This is a genomic window from Alkalihalobacillus deserti (assembly GCF_020734105.1).
Taxonomy (GTDB): Bacteria; Bacillota; Bacilli; order Bacillales; family Bacillaceae_D; genus Halalkalibacter; species Halalkalibacter deserti.
The window spans coordinates 45,257-70,389 of record NZ_JAJAFR010000014.1 but is presented as its reverse complement, the minus strand read 5'-3'; the positions used below and the strand labels follow the sequence as shown (position 1 = coordinate 70,389).

At 38.7% G+C, this 25,133-nt stretch carries 26 protein-coding genes; 25 read left to right on the top strand and 1 reads right to left on the bottom strand.

The features are described 5' to 3' along the window. The first annotated feature begins 14 nt into the window (after window positions 1-14). The 18 genes from spoIIIAC (at window position 15) to LDX58_RS19195 (ending at window position 15,664) form a co-directional block, all read left to right on the top strand. Window positions 15-221: a stage III sporulation protein AC gene (gene spoIIIAC, locus LDX58_RS19280; RefSeq protein ID WP_034630453.1), complete on the top strand. Its 207-nt coding sequence runs from the start codon at window positions 15-17 to the stop codon at window positions 219-221. Window positions 222-235: 14 nt separating this feature from the next. After that, entirely contained in the window at window positions 236-625 is a 390-nt protein-coding gene (spoIIIAD, locus tag LDX58_RS19275) for a stage III sporulation protein AD (RefSeq protein WP_227938554.1), read from the top strand. 28 nt (window positions 626-653) lie between these two features. Next, window positions 654-1,829, top strand: a complete 1,176-nt coding sequence (spoIIIAE, locus tag LDX58_RS19270; RefSeq protein WP_227938552.1) for a stage III sporulation protein AE — start codon at window positions 654-656, stop codon at window positions 1,827-1,829. Window positions 1,830-2,171: 342 nt separating this feature from the next. After that, complete coding sequence (gene spoIIIAF / locus LDX58_RS19265) at window positions 2,172-2,861, top strand: stage III sporulation protein AF (protein ID WP_227938486.1); 690 nt, start codon at window positions 2,172-2,174, stop codon at window positions 2,859-2,861. Further along, the gene (spoIIIAG, locus tag LDX58_RS19260; RefSeq protein WP_227938484.1) at window positions 2,858-3,526 is read left to right on the top strand and encodes a stage III sporulation protein AG; all 669 of its coding nucleotides are present in this window, start codon (window positions 2,858-2,860) and stop codon (window positions 3,524-3,526) included. The genes spoIIIAF and spoIIIAG overlap by 4 nt, the downstream gene beginning before the upstream one ends. Beyond that, the gene (locus tag LDX58_RS19255) at window positions 3,527-4,129 is read left to right on the top strand and encodes a SpoIIIAH-like family protein (protein ID WP_227938482.1); all 603 of its coding nucleotides are present in this window, start codon (window positions 3,527-3,529) and stop codon (window positions 4,127-4,129) included. Window positions 4,130-4,429: 300 nt separating this feature from the next. Then, window positions 4,430-4,804 carry a hypothetical protein gene (locus LDX58_RS19250; protein WP_227938480.1) on the top strand — a complete coding sequence of 125 codons (375 nt, stop codon included), beginning with the start codon at window positions 4,430-4,432 and terminating at the stop codon, window positions 4,802-4,804. 356 nt (window positions 4,805-5,160) lie between these two features. Then, window positions 5,161-5,652 (top strand): acetyl-CoA carboxylase biotin carboxyl carrier protein, encoded by a 492-nt coding sequence (accB, locus tag LDX58_RS19245; protein ID WP_227938478.1) that lies wholly within the window; start codon window positions 5,161-5,163, stop codon window positions 5,650-5,652. A gap of 15 nt (window positions 5,653-5,667) precedes the next feature. Next, window positions 5,668-7,029 (top strand): acetyl-CoA carboxylase biotin carboxylase subunit, encoded by a 1,362-nt coding sequence (accC, locus tag LDX58_RS19240; RefSeq protein WP_227938476.1) that lies wholly within the window; start codon window positions 5,668-5,670, stop codon window positions 7,027-7,029. Window positions 7,030-7,045: 16 nt separating this feature from the next. After that, the gene (locus tag LDX58_RS19235) at window positions 7,046-7,444 is read left to right on the top strand and encodes an Asp23/Gls24 family envelope stress response protein (RefSeq protein WP_227938475.1); all 399 of its coding nucleotides are present in this window, start codon (window positions 7,046-7,048) and stop codon (window positions 7,442-7,444) included. A 409-nt stretch (window positions 7,445-7,853) separates the two neighbouring features. Beyond that, window positions 7,854-8,243, top strand: coding sequence for a transcription antitermination factor NusB (gene nusB, locus LDX58_RS19230; RefSeq protein ID WP_227938473.1), 390 nt, complete (start codon window positions 7,854-7,856; stop codon window positions 8,241-8,243). A gap of 22 nt (window positions 8,244-8,265) precedes the next feature. Next, a complete protein-coding gene (gene folD, locus LDX58_RS19225; RefSeq protein ID WP_227938471.1) occupies window positions 8,266-9,111 on the top strand; it encodes a bifunctional methylenetetrahydrofolate dehydrogenase/methenyltetrahydrofolate cyclohydrolase FolD in 846 nt (281 codons plus the stop codon). 11 nt (window positions 9,112-9,122) lie between these two features. After that, window positions 9,123-10,469: an exodeoxyribonuclease VII large subunit gene (gene xseA, locus LDX58_RS19220; RefSeq protein WP_227938469.1), complete on the top strand. Its 1,347-nt coding sequence runs from the start codon at window positions 9,123-9,125 to the stop codon at window positions 10,467-10,469. An 11-nt stretch (window positions 10,470-10,480) separates the two neighbouring features. After that, window positions 10,481-10,714, top strand: coding sequence for an exodeoxyribonuclease VII small subunit (xseB, locus tag LDX58_RS19215; protein WP_227938467.1), 234 nt, complete (start codon window positions 10,481-10,483; stop codon window positions 10,712-10,714). A 2-nt stretch (window positions 10,715-10,716) separates the two neighbouring features. Beyond that, window positions 10,717-11,607, top strand: a complete 891-nt coding sequence (locus LDX58_RS19210) for a polyprenyl synthetase family protein (RefSeq protein WP_308017580.1) — start codon at window positions 10,717-10,719, stop codon at window positions 11,605-11,607. 697 nt (window positions 11,608-12,304) lie between these two features. After that, a complete protein-coding gene (locus tag LDX58_RS19205) occupies window positions 12,305-12,916 on the top strand; it encodes a hypothetical protein (protein ID WP_227938465.1) in 612 nt (203 codons plus the stop codon). 10 nt (window positions 12,917-12,926) lie between these two features. Further along, the gene (gene dxs, locus LDX58_RS19200; protein ID WP_227938463.1) at window positions 12,927-14,816 is read left to right on the top strand and encodes a 1-deoxy-D-xylulose-5-phosphate synthase; all 1,890 of its coding nucleotides are present in this window, start codon (window positions 12,927-12,929) and stop codon (window positions 14,814-14,816) included. A gap of 2 nt (window positions 14,817-14,818) precedes the next feature. After that, window positions 14,819-15,664, top strand: a complete 846-nt coding sequence (locus LDX58_RS19195; RefSeq protein ID WP_227938548.1) for a TlyA family RNA methyltransferase — start codon at window positions 14,819-14,821, stop codon at window positions 15,662-15,664. 49 nt (window positions 15,665-15,713) lie between these two features. Here the strand turns inward: LDX58_RS19195 and LDX58_RS19190 are convergent, their stop codons facing one another. Next, a complete protein-coding gene (locus LDX58_RS19190; protein ID WP_227938461.1) occupies window positions 15,714-17,321 on the bottom strand; it encodes a DUF2339 domain-containing protein in 1,608 nt (535 codons plus the stop codon). A 203-nt stretch (window positions 17,322-17,524) separates the two neighbouring features. On the opposite strand from LDX58_RS19190, the gene ahrC reads away from it, so the two are divergent. From ahrC to LDX58_RS19155, 7 genes are all read left to right on the top strand, one after another. Next, the gene (ahrC, locus tag LDX58_RS19185) at window positions 17,525-17,974 is read left to right on the top strand and encodes a transcriptional regulator AhrC/ArgR (protein WP_227938459.1); all 450 of its coding nucleotides are present in this window, start codon (window positions 17,525-17,527) and stop codon (window positions 17,972-17,974) included. A gap of 12 nt (window positions 17,975-17,986) precedes the next feature. Beyond that, window positions 17,987-19,720: a DNA repair protein RecN gene (recN, locus tag LDX58_RS19180; protein ID WP_227938457.1), complete on the top strand. Its 1,734-nt coding sequence runs from the start codon at window positions 17,987-17,989 to the stop codon at window positions 19,718-19,720. A gap of 278 nt (window positions 19,721-19,998) precedes the next feature. Further along, window positions 19,999-21,288, top strand: a complete 1,290-nt coding sequence (spoIVB, locus tag LDX58_RS19175) for a SpoIVB peptidase (RefSeq protein WP_227938455.1) — start codon at window positions 19,999-20,001, stop codon at window positions 21,286-21,288. A gap of 245 nt (window positions 21,289-21,533) precedes the next feature. Then, complete coding sequence (gene spo0A / locus LDX58_RS19170; RefSeq protein WP_227938453.1) at window positions 21,534-22,328, top strand: sporulation transcription factor Spo0A; 795 nt, start codon at window positions 21,534-21,536, stop codon at window positions 22,326-22,328. Window positions 22,329-22,491: 163 nt separating this feature from the next. After that, window positions 22,492-23,631, top strand: a complete 1,140-nt coding sequence (gene steA, locus LDX58_RS19165) for a putative cytokinetic ring protein SteA (RefSeq protein ID WP_227938451.1) — start codon at window positions 22,492-22,494, stop codon at window positions 23,629-23,631. Beyond that, window positions 23,624-24,289 carry a glycosyltransferase family 2 protein gene (locus tag LDX58_RS19160; protein WP_227938450.1) on the top strand — a complete coding sequence of 222 codons (666 nt, stop codon included), beginning with the start codon at window positions 23,624-23,626 and terminating at the stop codon, window positions 24,287-24,289. Before steA ends, LDX58_RS19160 begins: the two co-directional genes overlap by 8 nt. Beyond that, window positions 24,286-25,080 (top strand): hypothetical protein, encoded by a 795-nt coding sequence (locus LDX58_RS19155; RefSeq protein ID WP_227938448.1) that lies wholly within the window; start codon window positions 24,286-24,288, stop codon window positions 25,078-25,080. The genes LDX58_RS19160 and LDX58_RS19155 overlap by 4 nt, the downstream gene beginning before the upstream one ends. Window positions 25,081-25,133: the final 53 nt, after the last annotated feature.

Here is a 25,133-nt window from a genome sequence, read left to right as displayed (position 1 = left end):
GAGGGGGAGAGGTCGTGGTGTACGATGTTAACACCATTTTTCAAATAGCAGGAATCGGAATAGTTGTGGCAATGATTCATACGGTTTTGAAGCAAATGGGAAAGGAAGATTGGGCCCACTGGGTAACCTTAATTGGCTTCGTTGTCGTTTTGTATATGGTTGCCACGATCGTGGATGATCTTTTTCAGAAAATCAAAGGGGTTTTCCTGTTTCAGGGGTAAAGGGGTGAGTTGCGATTGATATTATCCAAATAGTCGGGTTAGGGCTTATCGCAACCTTCCTAGCCTTGGTTATAAAAGAGCAAAAGCCGTTGTTTGCCTTTATGTTAACTGTTTTTGTTGGAATCCTCATTTTTCTGTTTTTAATAGATGAAATCGCCAAAATAATTAACATGCTCGAGGGAATTGCTGAGCAAGCAAATATGAATATGATGTATTTACAAACGATCTTAAAGATTATTGGAATTGCTTATATCGCAGAGTTTGGTGCACAAATAGCTAAAGATGCAGGACAAGCTGCGATTGCTTCTAAAATTGAATTAGCAGGTAAAATTCTTATACTAGTAATGGCAATACCAATCTTAACAGCAGTAATCGAAATGGTTCTAGCTCTTTTACCTTCATAAAGAGCGAAAAAGGGGAGGGACAAGCGTGATTCGGTTCATCGTCCAAGGAATAATCGTAGCTTCCATTCTACTTATGTTTGCACCAGTCAGTTCGGCTGAAAATGACCCATTGGACGAGCAAGGCTTTGTTGAAAAACAAATGGAACAACTCCAATTAGACGAAGTCCGAGCATACTGGGAGGAAATTTCTACGGAATACGGTGGCTTCCTACCTGAAAGTCAGAAAGGAACGTTTATGGAATTCGTTCGAGGTGAAAAGCAGTTTTCCATAAAGGAATGGGGACTAGGCCTCCTTCGCTTTTTACTACACGAGTTACTTGTCAATGGAAAATTACTAGGGTCACTTATTTTACTAACGGTTTTTTGTATGATCTTACAGTCTCTTCAAAATGCGTTTGAACAACATACAATCAGCAAAGTAGCTTATGCGATCACTTATATGGTGCTCATGATTATCGCTTTAAATAGTTTTCACGTGGCTATTTCTTACGCCTCAGACGCCATCAACAACATGGTCCATTTTATGATCGCGCTTCTACCTTTGTTGCTTGCTATGATGGCTGCAATTGGGAGTATTACATCAGCTGCTCTGTTTCATCCATTGATTATATTTTTTGTGAATACAAGTGGATTATTAATACAGCATGTCGTGCTACCACTATTATTCTTGTCAGCAGTCCTTAGCATTGTTTCAACACTAACTGACCACTATAAAGTAACAAAGCTTGCCACGTTTTTAAGAAATATAGCAGTAGGTACATTAGGAATTTTTCTAACCATTTTTCTTGGAGTCATATCTGTTCAAGGGGCAGCAACTGCAGTTTCAGACGGCATTACGGTGCGAACGGCTAAGTTTATTGCTGGAAACCTAGTACCGGTTGTTGGTCGGATGTTTACAGATGCAGCAGACACCGTGCTCTCAGCATCTGTATTGTTAAAAAATACGATCGGGATAGCTGGTTTAGGAATTCTTCTAATGCTATGTGCATTCCCAGCTTTAAAAGTGTTATCCCTTGCCATCATCTTTAACTTATCTGCAGCTGTCCTTCAACCACTAGGCGGAGGGGCCATCATCGAATGCTTGTCCATCATCGGAAAAGCCGTCATTTTTGTCTTCGCAGCCATGGCCGTCGTCTGCCTTATGTTCTTCCTAGCCATCACCATCATGGTAGCAGCGGGGAATTTGTCTATTATGATGAGATAGATTTTGTCCCAAAAGGTGTGCACTTCACCTTTTGGGACAAAATCGTCGCGATGAGCATAGCCGCTGCCATGTTTTAAGCCTTCTGAGCGATCTTCTCAGAAGGCGCGCAGCGTGCGGAGCCATCGCAAACATGTACGCACATAACAAGGCCGAAGGGCGTATTCACCTTTTGACAAACTCGACACGATTAGGCATAGCCGCTGCCATGTTTTAAGCCTTCTGAGCGATCTTCTCAGAAGGCGCGCAGCGTGCGGAGCCATCGCAAACATGTACGCACATAACAAGGTATTCATTCAGCAAATCCAAACTTGTCTCTTAATTCTAATGAAAGGAGAAAAACCAATGGGCTTTTTGACAGAATGGCTTACGAACATCATTCTATTAATTTTACTTGCTACTATTTTAGAGTTAATGCTACCCAATTCGAATATGCAGCGCTATGTAAAAATGGTTGTTGGTTTACTTTTATTAGTTGTCATGCTTCAACCATTACTTTCAATATTCACTGAAGACGTTGATGAATGGCTTTTTTCCTTGTCAAATGTGACGGTACAAACTGAACAATCTGTAAATCATCAAATAAATTTGCAAAAAAGAGAAATAGAGTTGGGACAACGTGCATATCATTTAGAACAGGTGGCTGTCCAACTTGAGAGACAAGTAGCAGAGACATTGCTTGAACAGCATGAGCTGACAATTGACCATGTCGCTGTTGAATTGGATGACGATGTACTTGAACATTTAGATAGTCAAGAGCAGCAACTGAATGAGGAACAAATGATTTATGCGATCAAAGCTATTCATGTTTATGTTCAATCATCGTCGAAACCAACTGTTGAACAAGAAAAATCAAGAGGAAATTCATCTGTTCAAGTTGTTCATATTGATACATCTAAACCAATTACAACTACGGACGAAATCGATGAAACGAGTCATGATTTAGAACCTGTTCAACAATTTCTCTCAGAAAACTGGTACATCCCTAAAGAAAAGATTTTACTAGCTTGGGAAGGGGGGAAACGAGCAGAATGAATCGCGACGAACAGAAGGATCAACAATGGCTACAGAACCTATTCAAGAAGCAGGATAAAGGAAAAAAACGGCGTTTACCTCTTCACTATGTTTTGCTTCTTGGATGTGTAGGTCTTGCGCTCATGATAACGGGCAACCTTCTGACCAATCCAGCAGGAGACGAAGAACATTCCTTACCCGCTTTTAATGAAGAAAAAGAAGAGGAAGATGAGCCGGTATTCAAAAGGGGTTCGTCAGTGGAACCAAATTCAATGCAAGACTATGAAATGCGCTATGAAAATCAGTTGAAAGAGCAACTTGAACAGATCATTGGTATTTCAGATGTTTCAGTCATGATTAATTTAGCCGATACAGAGCGAAATGTGTATGAGAGAAATACGAATGAAAAACAGCAACATACAGATGAAACCGACCGAGAAGGTGGAACTAGAAAAGTAGAAGATATTTCTCGTGACGAACAACTAGTCATTATTCGTAACGGTGAAAAAGAAGAACCTATCTTAGTCCAAACAGAAAAACCATCTATCCGTGGAGTTTTGGTTGTGGCTAAAGGGGTTGAAAATGCTCAAGTGAAAAGTTGGGTGGTAGAAGCAGTAAGTCGATCATTAGATGTACCAACACATAGAGTTTCGGTTATGCCGAAGAAAACTAAGGAGGACTCGTAAATGGTATTGAAAAAGCAGACAGTTTGGTTGTTAACGATGTTAAGTTTGATTATTGTACTTTCGGTGTACTATGTTTCATCTCCGCAAGCTCCAGGTGAAGAAATTGCGTTTGTAGGGGAAAATCAAGAGGAACAAGAGTTAGATTTTGAGCAGCCAACCAGTGGCGATGCGAACGAAGTCATTGTTAACATTGCTGAAGAATTAGACGAGGTTGAAGAAGCAGAATCAGGAATGATCTCTTCAATTACTACGAATGAAGCTTTTGCTTCAATTCGTATGGAGCTTCAAGCAACACGTGACCGTATGGTTGAAGAGTATACAAATATTCGAGCTTCTGCAGATGCATCTGCTGAAGAAAAAGTCGATGCACATGAAAAAAGCATGGAATTACAACGTTTAGGACAAAAAGAATATCAATTAGAAACATTAATTATCGCTAAAGGTTATGAAGATGCACTTGTATTAGCAGAGGATAATCAAGTGCGAGTGATTGTTCAAACGGAAGAGCTTTCTGCAGCAGAAGCTAATGAGATTCTTAGTTTGACACTTAATCACTTAGGTAGTCAATCAGAGGTTACGGTAGCGCACCAAGCTTCAAAATAAAAAGGAAGAAGCCGCCAATTTGGCGGCTTTCGTCATTTGAAAACTAGTTATAAATAAAGCGGCATAAATTCTAGTGATGGGAAACGAAATAAAAGCGGAGAAAGTAAATGTGGATAATAAAATGCAATGAAAAATTAAAAGGGATTAAAAGTATAAAAGAAATCAAAAGTGGCATTAGTTGCTTTCTTTCTTAATTCTTTGTCCATAAAAAAAGGAAAAACCAATTTTAGAAAGGATGCATCTCGTCATTTGTCTATGATATAATACGCAAAGTAACTAATGACAGAGGAGCGATATGAAATGGAATGGAATGATTTAACAGAAGGTGCGAAGGCCGTTTTAGAGCAGACACGTAATATTAAAAATGATCATATCCAAATTGTCGAATTTGAAGTTGGCTTTGAACAGCAATTTGAAGATAACGATGAAGATACATACAAAGTTTCAATTAAAGAAGATGATTATCAAAGCTTAAAGCGTTATACGCAGGAAAATGAATATGGCGATAAATTTCACATGGCGCGTAATAAAAATATTGTGAAAATTATTTTATTAGAAAACGGAAAGATTCCAGACAACCTTTCAGAGTTTCCTGTTTTCCGCCAATACAAGAAGGAAGCTTTAATAAAAAATGAAGTTGAATCTGAAAGTGCAGCTGAGACTTCACAAGAATAAAGGCTAACTCCGCTAATTCATGTAAATGGTTTTCTAATAGAGGGCACTGAAAAGGCAAACACTGACCTTTCAAAGATCAATGTCTCCGCACATTGCACGCAAGTGGGTTTCTCATTGCAAGCTAAAGATGTGATATCTCACACCAAGAACCACTTTTTGGTTCGAGGCTATTGAAAAAGGTAAATAACGACCTTTTTCAGTAGCCTCTTCTAATAGATTCAGTCTTTTTTTGTTAATAAGATATAGAGGGATATAATCCTTTTTGTCGAAATCATTATGTTATAATAGCGGTAAACTACGATAAACTAGAAATCCTTATCCATAACTTTGATAGGGAATGAGGGAGTGTACAAAAGATGTTAAAAGTACAAGAATTAAAAGAATTAATTAAAGCATTAGATCAGTCAAATGTAAATGAATTAAAATTCGAACAAGATGGTACTAAGCTTGTTCTAAAAAAGCAGGCTGCACCAGCACCAGCTGTTGACAAGGTTATAGAAGGACCAAGAGAAACAGTAGCAGTAGCAGCACCCGTTGTACAACAAGAAGAAAAAGTAACCGCAGAGTCAGTTATCACAAAAGCTCAAGAGCCAACAACAAATGCGAATGTACATACAATCACATCACCTATGGTAGGAACATTCTATTCGGCACCATCACCTGACTCAGAGCCATATGTAAAACAAGGAGCTCGGGTAACAGACGAATCAGTCGTTTGTATCGTCGAAGCGATGAAGCTAATGAATGAGATTGAAGCAGAAGTTAAAGGGAAGATTGTAGAGGTTCTCGCTGAAAACGGTGAGCTTGTTGAATACGGTCAACCATTATTTGTTGTAGAGCTTGTATAGCTAGGGAGAGATCAGATGATTAAAAAAATCTTAATTGCCAACCGTGGAGAAATTGCTGTCCGTATTATTCGTGCATGCAGAGAATTAGAGATTGAAACAGTAGCAGTATATTCAGAAGCAGATAAAGACTCTTTACACGTACGGTTAGCTGATGAAGCTTACTGTATTGGTCCAACAGCTTCTAATAAAAGTTACTTAAATGTAACAAACATTATGAGTCTTGCGACATTAACGGAGGTTGATGCGATTCATCCTGGATATGGATTCTTAGCAGAAAACGCTGATTTTGCGGAAATCTGCGCGGCGTGTAATATAACGTTTATCGGACCGAGTCCATATGCAATTAATCAAATGGGTACAAAAGACGTGGCAAGAGCAACAATGGCAAAAGCGGGAGTACCTATTGTACCTGGGTCAAGAGGAATTGTAGAAAATGTAGAAGCAGGCCTAGCAGTAGCAGAAGAAATTGGATTTCCTGTCATCATTAAAGCGACTGCCGGTGGTGGCGGAAAAGGAATTCGTGTTGCTAGAACAGCTGAAGAACTCAAAAAGGGAATGAATATTACCCAACAAGAGGCAGCGACAGCATTCGGTAATCCCGGTGTGTACATTGAAAAATACATTGAAGATTTCAGACATGTTGAAATTCAAATACTCGCTGATAACTATGGAAACGTGATTCACCTTGGTGAACGAGATTGTAGTATCCAAAGAAGGTTACAAAAACTATTAGAGGAAACTCCTTCACCTGCCATATCAGCTAAAACAAGAAACGAGATGGGAACAGCCGCGGTAAATGCAGCTAAGGCAGTTGATTACTCTGGGGCTGGTACAGTTGAATTCATTTATGATCACATAAATGGAAAATTTTATTTCATGGAAATGAATACCCGTATACAAGTAGAGCATCCTGTTACAGAAATGGTGACTGGAATTGATCTAATTAAAGAACAAATCCGTGTAGCAAGTGGAGAAGAATTAACGTTTACACAGGATGATGTTACCTTCCAAGGATGGTCAATTGAATGTCGAATCAATGCAGAAAATCCAAAAAAGAATTTCATGCCTTCTCCAGGTAAGATAACCAATTACTTGGCACCGGGTGGTCTAGGGGTTCGAATTGACTCTGCAGTCTACCCAGGTTATGTCATTTCTCCATTTTATGACTCAATGGTTGCTAAGGTTATTACGCATGGAGCGACCCGAGCTGAAGCTATTGCAAAAATGAAACGAGCGCTTGAGGAATTTGAAATTGAAGGTGTGGAGACAACAATTCCTTTCCATCTTCGCCTCCTGAATCATGAGACGTTTATTTCAGGTGATTTTAATACGAAATTCCTTGAACTGCATGATGTCATGTCCGTCAAATTAAATTAATTAGGAGGAACATAGCATGAATGAAAATCATATTCTCGAACTCGAAGAACAAAAGTCTGAACTTGGTAAAGTTGAAATCTCACCAGAAGTCATTGAAGTCATTGCTGGTATTGCTGCATCAGAAGTAGACGGTGTAGCGACAATGCGTGGTAACTTCGCGACTGGAGTAGCTGAGAGATTAGGTCGTAAAAACCATGGGAAAGGCGTTAAAGTGGAGCTTGCTGAAGATGGGATTACAGTCGATGTTTCTGTTGTGATCACATATGGAGTATCGGTCCCGGAAGTGGCTAACCTGATTCAATCAAATATTAAACAAGCTTTACAAACGATGACAGCTATTGAATTACAAGCGATTAACGTTCATGTTGTAGGCGTACAGTTTGAAACAGCTGAACCTGTCGAAGACGAAAACTAAACAATGATAGTTTTTGGGCAGTTGAGGTATAATCCTCGACTGTCTTTTCGTTATTTTGGGATATAATAAAAAGAAAAGAAAAGAAAATAGCTTCAAACCTTCCTTTAAATTCTTTTATTTATGAATAGAGCCATTGTCTTTGTGTCAGAATTGTAGCATGAATAACCTCTGTGAATAGGTATCCTAAGTAAGCAGAGCCTTTTATACTCTGTTCGTGTCTAGGCGGAAGGAATAGTCATTGCACGTGAAACACACACATATATAAAGTCAGTTTGATTGAAACCGAAAGATATCAATGTGTTCAATCTAAATTGTTCTGTTTTAGCATGGCGTGATATGCTATCATCAACATATTAATTGTACAAGTATGCGATCTATTTATGCATACTTTTAAAAAGGAGTTTTACAAATGAATCGAAGAGTAGCAAGACTTAGAGCAGCACAAGCGCTCTATCAAATTGATTTAGCGGATACAGATATAGACTCAGCCATACATAGTGTGCTTGATGATGAGGAAACGGCAAGTGATTTTATGACCGACCTTGTAAAAGGAACGGTTGAACAAAAAAGTGCAATTGATCCGTTGATCTCTGCAAGCCTTCAAGGCTGGACCATTGATCGAATGGGTCTTGTTGATCGTGCGATTGTTCGTATGTCACTTTATGAGATGAAATACATTGAAGATATTCCAGTAAACGTAACGTTTAATGAGGGTATTGAGTTAGCAAAAGCATTTGGTGGGGAAGAGTCAGGACGCTTCGTAAATGGAGTATTGTCCAAAGCTATGGAAGAAATTTAAAACTTAAGGGAGTGGAAAAAGAATGACAGCTTTATTATTGAATGGAAAAGAACTTGCAGCGAAAAAAAGAGAGCAATTAAAAAAAGACGTGGACCAACTGACAACTGAAAATGTAATTCCTGGACTAGCCGTAATTTTAGTAGGGGAAGATCCAGCTTCACAAAGCTATGTAAAAGCAAAGCAAAAAGCTTGCGAACAAGCTGGTATCCATTCTGTCTTAATTAAAAAGCCAGATACGATTACCGAAGAAGAATTATTATCTGATATCGAGCGTCTAAATGAAGACAACTCCATAGATGGAATTTTAGTGCAACTTCCAATTCCAAAGCACATTTCTGAACAGGCAGTTATTGAAAAGATTGCTCCTGAAAAAGACGTAGACGGTTTTCACCCAATTAATATTGGTAAAATGATGGTAGGGGAAGAGACCTTCTTGCCTTGTACGCCATATGGTGTTGTTGAAATGTTGAAAGAAGCTAAAATCGATCTAGTAGGCAAGCATGTTGTCGTTGTGGGTCGTAGCAATATTGTTGGTAAACCTGTTGGGCAGTTACTTTTAAATGAACATGCTACAGTTACATACTGTCATTCTCGAACAAAAAATCTACGTGAGATGACGAATTTAGCGGATATTTTAATAGTGGCAATCGGAAGAGCTAATTTCATAAATGCAGATGATGTAAAGCCAGGAGCAGTCGTCGTTGATGTAGGAATAAATCGAGTTGATGGCAAACTTTGTGGTGATGTAGACTTTGATAGTGTAAAAGAAAAGGCCTCTTATCTAACTCCTGTTCCAGGTGGGGTTGGTCCGATGACGATTACGATGCTCTTAGAAAATACTGTTCAATCAGCACGAAAGCGTTTATAGGTTCAGAGAAAATGGCAACTCAAAATATTTGGTCCATATCTGAGGCGACTCGCTACATCAAATCGCTCTTAGAGGAAGACTCCATCCTTCATAATGTTTGGTTAAGAGGAGAACTTTCCAATGTAAAGTTGCATAGCCGTGGACATCTTTATTTCACGATCAAAGACGATCAATCAAGAATGCAAGCTGTAATGTTTGCTGGTCATAACCGGTATTTGGCATTTAAGCCGGAAAATGGTATGAAGGTAATCGTTCGTGGAGAGGTGAATGTTTACGAGCCTTATGGTCAATATCAGTTCTATGCAAAAGAAATGCAACCGGATGGAATTGGGAGTCTATATTTAGCTTATGAAAAATTAAAAGCTCAACTTGAGCATGAAGGTTTATTTGATGCAGAAAGAAAAAAGCCGATCCCTATTTTTCCTTCTCGGATTGCAGTGATCACATCTCCTACTGGAGCAGCGATTCGAGATATTGTGACGACCTTAAAGCGACGTTATCCTGTTACTCAAATCACCTTGCTCCCTGTCCTCGTACAAGGAGAGCAAGCACCAGGATCTATTGTTCGTGCCATTAGGCAAGCAGATCTTGCTAATTGCTTTGATTGTTTGATTGTTGGGCGTGGTGGGGGTTCCATTGAGGAGTTATGGGCTTTTAATGATGAGGGAGTCGTTCGAGCTATTGCCGAAACTCGAGTCCCTGTCATTTCTGCGGTTGGACATGAAACGGATTTTACGATTAGTGACTTTGTTGCTGATTTACGAGCACCTACACCAACAGGGGCAGCTGAACTTGCAGTCCCAGATATAAGAGAAGTTCAACGTTCTCTTCAGATGATGCAGAAACGTTTGAAGAAACTTATGGGTGACAGACTAGTAACGGAAACCAACAAGTTGGATCGGCTAAAGCGATCGTATGCTTTCAGATATCCCGAGCAGTTAATTCGTCAGAAAGAACAACAATTAGATGGATATATTGATCGTTTAAAACGTTCCATTGTAATGACTGTAACAGAACCTGCTAATCAACTAGGACACCTAGATAAAGCTCTTAATCGATTGCATCCTCATATCAGAGTTGGGCAAGCAAGAGAAAGAAAGCAACAGTTGCAAGACGCATTAATAAAAGCGATAAAACAACAAGTGAAAGAAAAACGTCTACCGTTTGAAAAAGCACTCGGAGACTTAAATTTGTTAAGTCCTTTGCGAATGATGGATCGTGGATATAGCTTAGCCTACAAAGAGGATCATTCACTAGTGAAATCGGTCAAACAAGTTAATAGCGGAGTAAAATTAAATATACGGGTTAAAGATGGAACGATTCATTGTTTGGTTGAAGATATAGAGACAACGGAATAGGGGGAGAAAAAATGGCTGAGAAAGAAGAGCTAAGCTTTGAAGAGGCGATGGCTGAATTAGAGCAAGTAGTAGAACAACTTGAACAAGGAGATGTTCCACTCGAAAAAGCGATTACAATGTTTCAGGAAGGAATGGCTTTGTCTAAAAAATGTCATGAAAAACTTGAACAGGTGGAAAAACAAATGGATCAAATCCTTCATGAAGATGGAGAAATCGAACTGCTAGATTTTCAGGAGGATGAATAACAGTGAGTGAAGAGCTTCGTTATTTTCTAAATGAGGTAAAAGCTAATATTGAACAGCAACTACCAAGCCATATTGAGAAGCTTGCAGCTCCATCTATCTTAAAAGAAGCAATGATCTATTCTCTTAATGCGGGTGGAAAAAGAATTCGTCCTGCTTTGTTGTTTGCCACACTAAAAAGCTTTGGAAAACCAATGGAAGAAGGGTATGAAGTGGCGTGTGCCATCGAGATGATTCATACATATTCTCTCATCCATGATGACTTGCCAGCTATGGATAATGATGACCTAAGACGTGGCAAGCCTACAAACCATAAAGTATTTGGAGAAGCGATGGCGATTTTAGCAGGAGATGCCTTATTTACATATAGTTTTGAACTTATTGCTAACATGCAAGGAGTGAACCTTTCGTCAGAAAAAAAGCTTTTGCTTGTCCAAGAAATAGCAAAGGCTTCAGGACCAGAGGGAATGGTAGGTGGGCAGGTAGCTGATATGAAAGGCGAAAACCAAGCTCTTTCTATTGAGGAACTCATGTATATTCACGAACATAAAACAGGAGATTTATTATCTGCATCGATTATTTCAGGAGCCATTATTGCTGGGGCAACTACAAATGATCTTGCTAATCTAAAACTGTTTGCAAAAGAATTAGGACTAATGTTTCAAATTAAAGATGATATTCTTGATGTTGAGGGGGATATGGAATTAATTGGTAAGCCGATCGGTAGTGATAATGGCAATAATAAAAGTACGTATCCCAATCTTTTAGGGTTAGAGGGAGCAAAATCCATGCTTAATGAGCATAAGGATAAAGCGAAGAAATTTTTAGCCAATGTAAATATGGAACAGCAATTACTATTAGCTTTAACCAACTATGTAGCAGATCGTGACCATTAATTTCAAAGCATTTCCATTGAGCTTACAATGTCGCCATGCTATAATAGCAGGATACGAGAGTGGTGCAGTATTCTAGTCAGTTCTCCGTTCTTGAAGGCGGGGCTAAAAATCCGCCAAAGGGCACATCGATGAAGCTCCTTGTCTTGGCTTGAGGCGCCCAGCTTTGGGTCTTGATTGGGAGATAAGGTAGTAGGGCGATCCACAAAGGCATGTGGGCGTTGACCCTCCTACTGTGGAGGCCTTTTGCTCGGTCCTTACACGAGTAAGGTACAAGTGCAATGGGTATGAACCTGCATCGGCAAGCTAGGGAGCTTGTCTGCAGCGTAGCCTGCCTTGAGTGGAGGAAGAGGGGATTATGGAGATGAGGTTGGTATCTGTCGGCCAACAGCTTTCAACCTTAAGTCATATGAAATCTACTCTGCAAAAGAGGATAAAAGAACGGCAAGGAACTGCCGAGGAAATCTCCTAGACTGTTCAATAGACATTTAAAGAGGATTGCAGTGTAGACTAAGTGGTAATCTAGTCTGACGCTTGGTGACAACGTCAAATTCAGCGTAAAGGGAAACCGCCTTTGCGGCGACGCATTGGTTCTGAATTGGGAAAACCTACTGGACCTAAGCTACAGAGTTTACTCTTTAAATGACCACTCCATCATTTATACATAGTCTATTCTTAAAAAGGTGATTTTGAGAAAATTATGAAAGTTATTCTGAAATCGATACATTGGAGTTTGGGTATTGCCGTTATCACACTCGTGCTAGCGGCTATTTTTTCAGTTATTTCCACATTTATATTAAGTGGTGTTACTTGGGCTATTGGGATGGGGATCGTTTTCATTATTGTCTTTTTAGGGGTGTTCTTTGATACAATTGGAGTAGCCGCGACAGCAGCTAATGAAAAGCCATTCCATGCGATGGCATCCGATCGTTTACAAGGGGCAAAGCATGCCGTCTTGATTACAAGAAATGCGGATAAATTTGCTAACTTTTGTAACGATGTAATTGGAGATATTTCTGGGATTATTAGTGGTACGGCTTCTGCCTACGTTGTTTTACAGCTGTCTTTACAGCTTGGCTATAGCGATACGTCCTATCAGCAATTTGCCATTTCCATTCTTTTCACAAGCGTTGTAGCAGCCTTAACAGTAGGTGGTAAAGCAGTTGGAAAAACATTTGCCATCCATTACTCTACTGCGATCATCTATCAAGTTGGTAGATTATTATACATTTTAGAGGTAAGATTAAAGATAAAAGTGTTCTCGGTTAGTAATGGGAAGACGAAGAAAAAAGACAAACTGACTCGAAAGTGAGGGTTCCTTTATGAAACTAGAGGAATTTAAAGACCCAAGCGAACTTAACGACTATTCAAAGAAACAATTAGAGGACCTAGCAGAAGATATCCGTCATTTCTTAATTGGAAAATTATCGGTGACGGGTGGTCACCTAGGACCTAATTTAGGTGTGGTGGAGCTTACCCTCGCCTTACATCATTTGTTTGATAGTCCTAAAGATAAGTTCATCTGGGACGTAGGGCATCAAGCGTATGTACACAAAATTCTTACCGGTCGCGCTGACAGGTTTGATCAATTACGCCAATATAAGGGCCTTTGTGGTTTTCCGAAGCGTAATGAAAGCGAGCATGATGTTTGGGAAACTGGACATAGTTCTACTTCGCTTTCTGCTGCAATGGGAATGGCAACCGCTCGTGACATTAAAGGTACGGATGAAAATGTTGTTGCTATTATTGGCGATGGAGCCCTGACAGGTGGTATGGCTCTTGAAGCATTAAATCATATTGGTCATGAACAAACGGATTTGATCGTGATTCTAAATGATAATGAAATGTCTATAGCGCCAAACGTTGGCGCTCTTCATAACGTACTTGGACGCTTGCGCACTGCAGGTAAGTACCATAAAGCGAAAGAAGAGCTTGAGCAATTAATCAAGAAAATCCCTGCTTTAGGTGGCAAGATTGCCGCTACTGCTGAACGAGTAAAAGATAGCTTAAAGTATTTACTTGTTTCTGGAATCTTTTTTGAAGAATTAGGATTTACTTATTTAGGTCCAGTTGATGGACATGACCTTGATGACTTAGCCGAAAATTTAAAGTATGCCAAGAAAACAAAAGGTCCAGTTATTGTTCATGTGTTAACGAAAAAGGGAAAGGGCTATGAGCCGGCAGAAAATGATGCGTATGGAACTTGGCATGGACTCGGACCATACAAGATTGAATCAGGTGAAGTTGTTAAAAAGCCAGGACCACCTAGTTATAGTGGGGTATTTGCTGAAACGTTAAAGAAGATTGCCCGTGAAGACAAGCGTATTGTGGCATTAACAGCAGCCATGCCTGGTGGAACGAAACTTGATGTATTTGCTAAGGAATTTCCAAAGCGGATGTTTGATGTTGGGATTGCTGAGCAGCATGCTACAACGATGGCTGGAGGGTTAGCTACGCAAGGAATGAAACCTGTGTTTGCCGTGTACTCAACCTTCTTACAGCGTGGATACGATCAAGTCGTTCATGACATCTGTAGACAAAATTTAAATGTCGTATTTGCGATTGATCGTGCTGGACTTGTTGGAGCAGATGGAGAAACGCATCAAGGAGTGTTTGATATTGCCTTTTTAAGACATCTTCCTAATATGAAAATATTAATGCCAAAAGATGAAAATGAGCTACAGCATATGATCTATACTGCTTGTAAATATGATGGTGGTCCAATTGCTGTTCGTTATCCTCGTGGAAATGGATACGGTATTAAAATGGATGATGAATTAAAGCAACTTCCGATCGGAAAATGGGAAACGTTAAAGGACGGTACAGACGCCTGTATCTTGACTTTTGGAACGATGATTCCAGTAGCAGAAGAAGCGATGAATCAATTAGAGAAGCAAGGCATTTCCGTTAAGTTGGTTAATGCCAACTCGGCTAAGCCGTTAGATGAAGCTCTTTTGCATGATATTGCCAAGTTAGACGTTCCGGTGTTAACGTTAGAAGAGGCGGCATTGCAAGCGGGTTTTGGAAGTGCAGTGCTTGAGTTTTTCCATGATAATGGCTATCACAAAGTGGAAGTCAAACGGATGGGAATCCCAGATGAATTTATTGAACATGGTAGCGTATCTGAATTACTTGAAGAAATTGGACTTACTTCAGCCAATGTGTTAGATCAAGTCATGACGCTATTACCAAAGAAAAGACAAAGGGCGTAACGATCGTGACGAAGAAAGAACGAATAGATGTCTTGCTAGTTGAGCGTGGACTTATAGAAACAAGAGAAAAAGCCAAAAGATCGATTATGGCGGGTCTTGTTTTTTCAGGAACAGAAAGAGTTGATAGGCCTGGATTGAAAGTTGATCGTGAAACCCCTTTGGAAGTAAAGGGAAATCCGCTGCCATATGTAAGTCGTGGTGGTCTGAAATTAGAAAAAGCAATTACACAGTTTGATCTCTCATTAAAAGATAAAATTGTCTTGGATATTGGGGCATCGACGGGTGGTTTTACAGATTGTTCCTTGCAAAATGGCGCCAAAGCGGTTTACGCTCTTGATGTTGGCTATAATCAACTTGCGTGGAAGCTTCGTCAAGACGAACGTGTTACCGTCATGGAGCGGACAAACTTTCGTTATGTAAAGCCAGAGGATTTAAACAAGGGACTGCCTCAATTTGCGACTATTGATGTTTCCTTTATATCGCTTAAGCTGATCCTACCTGTTTTACGAACTCTTCTTGTACAAAATAGTGACGTAGTAGCTCTTGTTAAACCACAATTTGAAGCTGGAAGAGAACAGGTCGGTAAAAAAGGAATTGTCCGTGATAAAAGAGTCCATGAAGAAGTGGTGACGAAAATCACTGAGTTTGCCGTTCAACAAGGGTTTGATGTAGCGGGTCTTAGCTTTTCTCCAATTAAAGGTGGGGAAGGGAATATTGAATTTCTTATGCATCTCCATTTCACTGGTGAAAAAGAAGTTGGACATGTTGCTGATAATATATCTACAAAAGAAGTGGTAGATTCTGCCCATGAGCAATTAAAGGTTAAGCAAGAAGGTGGCCAGGAGTAGAAGGGTCAAATAGATAAAGGACTAACCATAAAGGTTCAGTCCTTTTTTTCTAATTTTCTCGACCATCATCTTTTGTATGATCTTTCCTGTAAAAAAGTCTAGAAATAGCCAAACCTATTCCACCAACCAATAAAAATAAAATAGCTCTTATTAAAATCGAAACAGTAGGTAAGTCAATGAAAATAACTTTAAGAAGTGTAAAGACTATCATAAACATACCAATTAGACGAAATAGCTTATCTTGTTTTATCTGACCATAAATAACGTTTGCAGCAGCATATATAATCCAAGTCAGGGATAAAACGATTGATTCAAGTTCTAAAGAATTCGTCAGCAATAACGATAGCTGTGATAGATAGATAAGGCCGAGAAATGTTATTAGAATTTTTATAAAAGCAGCTAACTCCTTTTTTTGACTTATGATTTGATTGGATTTGAAGTGAAACAAAAATGATGACATCAGAACCGTCCAAGCTAATGTCTCAATGGAAATAAACCGTTCAATTGGAAATGAAAGGATGCTAATAACCCCAAGAACATAAACGCCAAATCCAACCCATCTTTGTAAGGTTGATTGATAATGATAGTTTAAATAAATGACGATTGACCCTTCGATAATAAGAAACAGTCCAAGTGTCGATTGTTCAAAAAGGTCTAATAAAAGAAGCAATAATGTTAAGGTTGCACTTGAAAGGAAGACGGATCGCTTTTTCTTATCCATTTTGAAAATGATTATAAAAAGCAAGTAAGCACTTATATGGATCGTTAACCAATACGAATAAGTAAAAGAGGCCAGAAACCACAACGACATGAGCACTGAACTTGTTAAAAAGGTAAAAGCTACTTGTTCTTTCAGTGTCTGTCGATAAAGAAAATAGAACACAATGATCATGTGCTGGACAAGAGTTGCAAACGCAAGTGCCCGAATGTCTGCATTCCATTGAACAAAAGCGAAAACCAAAAAACATAAGTGAAGACCATATGTCACAACTAAATAAAGAGCTTTAAGCTTTTGCGACAAAGCAAGGATCATATAAGCTACAAAAATGATGAGTTCATACAAAGCAAAAAATAAGAGGTTGCCACTTTCTGATTGAATTAGAAACGGAACTAAACATGCCCCAATACTACTTACAATTCCAATGCTTTGTGATTGGTAATATTTCGTAAATAAAAATCCAACTAGAACAACTACAATGTGTATCGTAAAAGCAGTAGGAGATTGGATTAAATCATATAAGATATGGGCAGTAAATGTAGTTATAAAGAAAATAGCTATCGCCCCACCTAGTAGAACTTGCCCGAGAACAATGTTTTGGTTACGCCATTGTTTATGACCCATAAAAAGAATCAAGCATCCAGCTATGTATACTGCTCCAATTCGTACATAATCATTAATGAAACCCATTTCAGTCCCTGCTTTAAAACCCCAAATCACTCCTAAAAGCAAAACGAAAATAAAGATTCTTGGTAACCATACCTGTCCAATTTTCTTTTCCCAATCTGTTTCTTTTTTCATTGGCAATTTAGTGGTTGGAGAGATTGGTTTATTGATTTTTGAGAGTGGAATTGTTTTTCGATCTCTTAACTTCGATAGGTCCTCTTCTAACTTCGCAACCCTATCTTCTAAATTTTTCATACGTTCATTGTCATTCATCGTCAATATCATCCACCGCTTCCATAAAATGTTAATATATTCATTCGCTCTTTAAAAGGCAAAATCCTTGTTGCATTTTATTGTATGATAGTTTTTTGTACTTTTCTGCTTTTTTTGCTTGATTTTGTCGTTTCTTTAGTTGTATTAAGACAAGAATCCGTAGATAATGAAGAGAAGAGATTGTGGAAAGATTGGGTGGGAAAATGAATAAAGGGCAAAGACATATCAAAATAAGAGATATTATTGCAAATTCTGAAATTGAAACACAAGATGATTTAGTCGAGCAACTTCGTCGTGCAGGATATAATGTCACACAAGCAACGGTATCGAGGGATATTAAGGAACTTCACCTAGTGAAAGTCCCTATGCTTGATGGACGCTATAAATACAGTTTGCCAGCGGACCAACGCTTTAATCCACTTCAGAAGCTTAAGCGGTCTTTAATGGATAGTTTTGTGAGTATTGATCTTTCAGAGAATCTGATCGTGATGAAAACATTACCAGGGAATGCCAATTCGATTGGTGCGTTGATTGATAATTTAGATTGGACAGAAATAATGGGAACGATATGTGGAGATGATACAATTCTTATTATTTGCAAAAATCGGGAAGAGTGTCCCGCAATAACACAAAGATTTTTAGATATGCTATAAGGGTGTGACTGAATGTTAATCGAATTATCAATTAGGCATTTTGCCATTATTGAAGAATTAACGGTCCAGTTTGAAAAAGGGTTAACGGTATTAACAGGAGAAACAGGTGCAGGTAAGTCAATCATTATTGATGCCATTGGGTTACTTCTTGGCGGACGTGGTTCAGCGGAATTTGTTCGCTACGGAGAGAAACGTGCTGAGATTGAAGGTTTATTTATCGTCGAGGATATTCATCCTGCAATAAAAAAGGCAATTAGTTATGGGGTGGATGTTCAGGACTCGATGTTCATATTAAGACGTAATATTACATCTCAAGGAAAAAGCATATGCAGAGTAAACGGAAAATTAGTTACGCTTGCGATTTTACGTGAGATAGGACAGGCACTTGTAGACATTCATGGTCAACATGAGCATCAGGCTTTAATGCATGCTGAGCAACACATCTCTATGTTGGATGGTTTTGCTCAGAAAAAGCTTACTCCAGCATTGATCGAGTATCAAAGCCTCTTCAGACGAGCTCGTCAGTTGCAAAAACAATTACTGAGTCTTAATCAAAATGAGCAAGAGATGGCACAAAAGATTGATTTGTTTCAGTATCAACTACAAGAAATAGAACAAGCTAATTTACAGCCTAATGAAGATCTTGTATTGAGTCAGGAACGTCATAGACTCGCTCACAGTGAAAAGTTGTTTTCGCTCTTGCAAGACAGTTATTCCAGTTTATATGGAGAAGGAAGAGGGCTCGACTTTCTGTCAACAGCGGTTTCTCATCTTGAAGAGGCTGTTACGATTGATGAAGAGTTAAAAGATTTGTTTGAATCTGTAAGCAATAGCTTTTTTTTACTTGAAGAAGCGGCTTTTTCACTTAGAGACCGAGTTGAGCAAATTGAGTTTGATCCAAGTCGACTAGAGTTTATCGAAAGTAGGTTGCATGATATCCAGCGCTTAAAACGAAAATACGGCTCAACTGTAGATGAAATACTAGAACATGCTTCCGTAGTGGAAGAAGAGCTGGACTCCATCATTCATAAAGATGATCGAATTAACAAGCTTCAAGATGAATTAGATGGATTATGGCAAGATCTCTTTGTTGAAGCAAAAGGACTGACAGAAGTAAGAAAGCAAGCTGCAGCCCTACTTACAGACGCCATTCATCAACAGCTTCGTTCATTATATATGGAGAAAACGACTTTTGATGTCCGTGTTCATGAGAAATTACCAAGTAAGTATTCACCCATCATTGATGGAAAAACAGTTCCGTTTAGTCAAGATGGGATCGACCTTATTGAATTTTACTTATCAACAAATCCAGGAGAACCAATGAAGCCATTATCAAAGGTTGCTTCGGGTGGCGAAATTTCTAGAATCATGTTAGCAATTAAATCGATATTTTCCAACCAACAAGGCGTTACTTCTGTAATTTTTGATGAAGTGGATACAGGCGTAAGCGGTCGTGTAGCTCAAGCCATTGCTGAAAAGATCCATGGTATTTCACTCGGTTCTCAAGTATTATGCATTACACATTTACCGCAAGTAGCGGCTATGGCAGATTCTCATCTTTATATTCAAAAGAATGAAGAGCGAGATCGCGTCAAAACGTCAGTGAACGTATTAACAAAAGAAGAAAAAATTACTGAGATTGCGCGCATGATTTCTGGTGTCGAAATTACAGATTTGACATTAGAACATGCAAAGGAATTATTAGAGTTAGCCGAAAAGCTCAAACATCCCTCTATAAAAAGCTGAGACCACTGAATAAGACTCTTTTAGCAGTTTAGAGGAAGCAGGCAATGGTTGCGCGCCTGCTATTGAGAAGCCCACTCATAGCAGGCTTTAAAATCAGGCAACAGCTCCGCTCATTGCGGGGAGCATTAAAAAAGGCAAAACCCGACCCTTTTTTAATGCACTCCCAAATTAGGTTAGCTTTTTCTTATTGTTCCAGTTATAAATGTTCCACCAGAAGGCAACATTAGTAGTACAGCCAATAATGGAGGTGTGGGCAAGGAGCTAGGAGAGTGAAGTGAGTGAGAGGCGATGTATGTAGAAAAATAATAGGTGTCCTTGTTCTGCTATTCATAATAAGCTTGGGATTATCACATGAAGTCCGCGAATGGGCAAGTATCCCAACAGCTATGACTGTATTGGAAGGGGAATTAACGCCAGTAGTTGAAGCGACAGAATCACTAAATGCAGTAAGCGTTTCAACTAGTACCGCGGCACAAGCTTTCCAACCTAGCGGAGTAAGTGAAAATGAAATTGTAGAAAATGTATCACTAGAAGTTGCTGGGTTTCCGGTGAAAAGTATTGATGTTAAATCTTTACCTAAAAAAGAAGTGATACCAGGTGGCCAGTCAATTGGAGTGAAGCTGAACACTGAAGGAGTCTTAGTAGTGGGACATCATTTAGTCGAAACAGATGACGGAAGCTCTTCCCCTGGTGAAGCAGCTGGGATTGAAATAGGTGATATGATCCTGAAAATTGATGGACATGAAATACAGCGCATGAGTCAAGTTGGTGAGTATGTTCAAGCCGCAGGGGACGAAAGGCGCGCAGTAAAAATGGAAATTAAACGAGATCATCAAACAATCGAAAAAGATTTAACTCCATTAAAAGCAAAAGGGGAACATTCGTACCGAATGGGTCTTTATATTAGAGATTCAGCTGCTGGTGTTGGAACGTTAACCTTTTATGATCCAGAATCAAAAAAATATGGGGCATTGGGACATGTTATTTCTGATGTTGATACACAAAAACCGATTGTTGTTCATGATGGTCAAATCATTCGCTCATCTGTAACATCCATTGAAAAGGGCAGTAATGGAGATCCAGGTGAAAAATTAGCTAGTTTATCTGAGCAACGTGAAGTATTGGGTTCAATCGAAAAAAATAGTTCCTTTGGAATCTTTGGAACGCTAAAAGAGGCAAATTTAAAAAATAATATTCATGATAAAAAGATGCCGATTGCCTTATCTACACATGTTAAAGAAGGTCCTGCAAAGATCTTAACAGTGGTAGAAGGTGAGAATGTAGAAGAGTATGATATCGAAATTGTCAGCTCTGTCCCTCAAAAACAACCAGCAACAAAAGGAATGGTCATTAAAGTGACCGATCCAAAGTTGTTAGAAGCTACAGGTGGAATTGTCCAAGGCATGAGTGGAAGTCCGATTATACAAGATGGGAAAATTATTGGAGCTGTTACGCATGTATTTGTAAACGACCCAACTAGTGGATATGGTTGTCACATTAGCTGGATGTTAGAAGAAGCAGGAGTAACAGATCATTTCTCAAATAAACAGGAAGCCAAAGCAAGCTAATTCGTTTTGGCTTCTTTTCTTCTGTTATTTTTGTGGTATGATAAATCCAGATAAAGAAAATTCGACAAAAGCACAGCCTTCTTTTTGATGAGATGCGAATATGGTCGAAAAAACAAGTAAATTGAAGTATACATTAGAAAAGCTTTAAAAAAACAAATAAATACCGAAAAATAGAAGGTATTTTCGAATGCTTGTCGAAAAAGTTACAGTAAGACAGAAAAAGTGGATACAGAGGAGGATTTTTGGTGCAAAAAATAAATGTTTGTATTGCCGACGATAATCGTGAGTTAGTCAATCTACTCAATGAATACATATCAGCTCAGAACGATATGCAAGTGGTTGGTACGGCTTATAATGGGCAAGAATGCTTAGGGTTAATTGAAGAAAAAGAACCAGATGTTCTAATTCTTGACATCATTATGCCTCATTTAGATGGATTAGCTGTTCTAGAAAGGATTAATACATCGAGTATGAAGAAGAAGCCTCATATTATTATGTTAACAGCATTTGGGCAAGAAGACGTAACGAAAAAAGCTGTTAATTTAGGGGCGGCTTATTATGTCCTTAAACCTTTTGATATGGAAGTATTGATTACTAACATTCGTGAAATTAATGGGCAAACTAGAGGTTTAATTCAACAAACATCTACACAATCTTTTATTTCAACGCCACAAAAAGATAAAGGTTTTAATTTAGACGCAAGCATTACGAGTATTATTCATGAAATTGGTGTCCCCGCACATATTAAAGGATATATGTACTTAAGAGAAGCCATTACAATGGTCTATAACGATATTGAGTTACTTGGATCGATTACGAAAGTACTTTACCCAGATATTGCAAAGAAATTCAACACAACTTCAAGTCGTGTTGAGCGAGCGATTAGACATGCTATTGAAGTAGCATGGAGCCGTGGGAACATTGATTCTATCTCAAGTTTGTTTGGTTACACCGTAAGTCACTCAAAAGCAAAACCAACAAACAGCGAATTTATCGCAATGGTTGCGGATAAATTAAGAATTGAACACAAGGTTTCTTAAAAAATGAGAAATAAAAAAATCAAATTCCAAGTGGAGTTTGATTTTTTTGTTTTAAATAACCAGGAATTACTAGTGTCATTCAATGAATTCATTAAAAAATGTTCTAATAAATTTGTGTGAATCTGCTTATATTATGAACAAACGGTGCAAAGAGGGTTTTCATATGGTAGAGCTTATTAAAGGACCTATTTATGAACATACACAAACTAAAAAATTACTCCATTATTTGCCGAGCCGGAGTATTGTCTTTCTCTGGCATGAAGATTTAGATGGAGTTGCAGTTGATGGTCTAATAGCAGCTAAGGTAAGAGCGGTTATTAATGGCAGGGCATCAATGAGTGGTCGATATAATCAGCACCAAGTAAGGCTGCTTCTAGAAGCTGGGATTCCAGTCTTTGATATTACATCCTTGAACGTGTTAGAGGACAAAGGATTTTATCAAGGAGAGGAAGCAATCATTTTTCAAAATGAGCTTTATATACAAGGATTTCAAGAGAACGAACCACGACTTATAGCGAACTTGCTTGCCTATAATGATGAATTGCTTGACATGAAAGATAGACAAGCGATCGCGAATTATTCACAACAATTTCAAAATTTCGTTCATAATACGTTAAGGTATGCAAAGAAAGAGTGTCATTGGTTTACTCAGCATATTTCGCTTCCAAGTTCGCTTCACACTATTAAAGATAAGGAAGTCTTTATTGTAGCGAGGAATACGAATTATGAAAAGGATATTCGTGCTATTCGTCATGCATTAGTGAAAAAAGAAATCATCATTATGGCAGTCGATGGAGCAGCTGACGGTTTATTGAAACAAAAGATCTGCCCTGATTTTATTATTGGCGACATGGATTCGATTAGCACTGAGGCATTTGAATGTGGAGCGACGTTATTATGTCACGAGCACCCAAACGGTTCTTCTCCAGGAAGAGATCGTTTAGAACAGTTAGGATACGAAGTAGAAACCATCTGTTTTGTTGGTACAAGTGAGGATGTGGCGATAACAGCCTCTTATTTAACTGGAGCCGACCATATTTACTTAATTGGATGTCGAATTGGAATGACAGAGTTTCTTGAAAAAGGCCGGGCTGGCATGGGATCGACTTGGTTAAGTCGTATTCAAGCAGGGGAGAAACTTACAGATTTAAAAGGAATTCACACCTTAATAGGTAAACCAAGAGTGCTGTCGTTTAATTGGCATAGAAGAGATCAAAAGTCGACCATCTTAGAATCCTTACAAAATCTTCTTCCGAACAAAATAACAACCTGGAAGAAGAAGGAGGTTCTTCGCCATGATTGATGTGTCCTATATCATTCCAGCCTTTAACGAAGAAGGAAGAATTGCGAATACATTAGAAGCATTAAGGGGTCTCTCTCTTTCAAGTGAAATTATAGTAGTAAATGATGGAAGCACGGATCGAACAGCTGAAATTGCTAAACTTTTTGCTGATCAAGTGATATCTTATCCATTTAACAAAGGAAAAGGATATGCTCTAAAGCAAGGCTGGCTTGAAGCAAGAGGGACGTATATTGCATGTCTGGATGCGGATTTAGAAGAGACAGCAAAAGAGATTGTTTCCTTAATTGAGCCAATTAGAAACGGAGAAGCAGATGTGGCAATCTCCATTATAAAACCAGGAAAAAAAGCAGGAGCTGGAATCGTTAAAAAAAGAGTACAAGCACTTGTTTATAAAAAAACTGGTGTGAAACTTGAAGCGCCATTATCCGGTCAACGCGTTTTTCACCGTAAGTGGCTCCCAATGCTCCTTAATCAAACTTATAAAGGATTTGGTATTGAAACTCAAATGACAATTGATTTACTGTGTGCAGGAGCGAACTATCTCGAGGTAGCCACAACGATGCAGCATCGAGAAATGGGGCGCGATCTTAAAGGCTTCTTCCATCGGCTGAAGCAATGGATTGATATTGAAAGGCAACTTAGGGGAGCTCAGTCATGATTGTCTTCTTTATCTCGGTTCCAATCATTGCTTACTTAAGTATGATTGCATTTAAGATGATGAATTTGGGCGTGAAGAATTACGAAGGGAAAGATGTTCCATATAGTTTAGGGGTGCTGATCATTTACAGCTACTCGTTTATGTACGCTTTTCCACCTCGTCTAAACCCATCTTTGTCGTTTGCTTCATTTGTCTTTGTTTTAAGTATTTGGCTACTCGGTTTAATAGATGATGTCTATGGTAAGCCATACCCAAAAGGATTAAAGGGGCATATGATCTATTTCGTTAAAAACCACATTTTGACAACAGGTCTGCTTAAGGCAGGAGGTACGGTTGTGACTGCCATCGTGTTTCTTTGGGTGAGTGAGTTAAGATCGTACTTGGCTTATTTTGTTGCCTTTTTGTTATTAACAGGTCTACCCCATGTTATGAACCTGTTTGACACTAGGCCACTTCGTGTTTGGAAATTGGCTATAAGTCTTTTGGCGTTAGTCATGGTATTCAATCCTCTCCCGTCTTTTCGATTTATTCTCATGGTCTTAACTGTATTTTATATTTGGTATGTCTTAGAAGGCTACAGGAAAGCAATGTTGGGGGATAATGGTGCAACTGGTATTGGAGCTATTTTAGCCGTCATTGTTGTCAATCAGTTTTCATTATCCGTTCAATACGGATTACTTGTATTTGTTTTAGTGCTGATATTAGTATCAGAGAAATACTCTTTTTCTGCTTTGATTGAAAGTTCCTCTTTTTTAAGAGCAATTGATCGAATCGGTATCATGAGAAAATGATCAATAACCAAAAAAGGCCGCTAGTTTCCCAAAAGTTAAACTAGGGGCCAATC